The organism is Pseudoalteromonas porphyrae, from assembly GCF_001298125.1.
Lineage (GTDB): Bacteria > Pseudomonadota > Gammaproteobacteria > Enterobacterales > Alteromonadaceae > Pseudoalteromonas > Pseudoalteromonas neustonica.
In genome coordinates this window covers 1-574 of record NZ_LHPH01000098.1, presented here as the reverse complement: position 1 = coordinate 574, position 574 = coordinate 1, and the positions used below count along the sequence as shown (strand labels likewise).

1 protein-coding gene is annotated in these 574 nt (G+C 42.2%); it reads right to left on the bottom strand.

Annotated elements, in window-relative coordinates; translation table 11 throughout:
- Positions 1-574 (bottom strand): reverse transcriptase domain-containing protein (locus ADS77_RS22845; RefSeq protein ID WP_268794925.1); only part of this gene is annotated, 574 nt, incomplete at both ends.

Here is a 574-nt window from a genome sequence, read left to right as displayed (position 1 = left end):
GGCGCATGAGTGCTTTGTCTTTGATTTTACGACCAACACGATTCATCAGCATGTCATGGTCTACTTCATCAAAGAACTTAGACAAGTCGATATCAACCGCTGTTTTATAACCTTGTTTAACACAAGATTGAACATGGTTCACTGCTTGACTGGCTCTTTTATGAGGGCGATAACCATAACTATGTGGTGAAAATTGAGGCTCAAAATAAGGGCTGATCACTTGAGCAATGGCTTGTTGGATCACTCTGTCGATAACAGCAGGGATCCCAAGCATTCGCTCACCGCCATCAGGTTTGGGTATCATCACGCGTTTGACTGGCAAGGGTTGATAAGTGCCGTTAAGTAATTGTTGTTTAATACCTAACCAATGTAACTTAGCGAAGTGATTAAACTCCTCAATACTCATATTATCAATACCCGCAGCCCCTTTATTGCGCTTAACATGTTGCCATGCTGCACCAATATTGTGGTTGCTTAGTACCCTTGCCAACAGGTCATGATCTGTTTGGTTATATTCATTCGAGGTATTATTCACAGTCGAACGCTGTTCATCACTATCACAACACGGTGATCT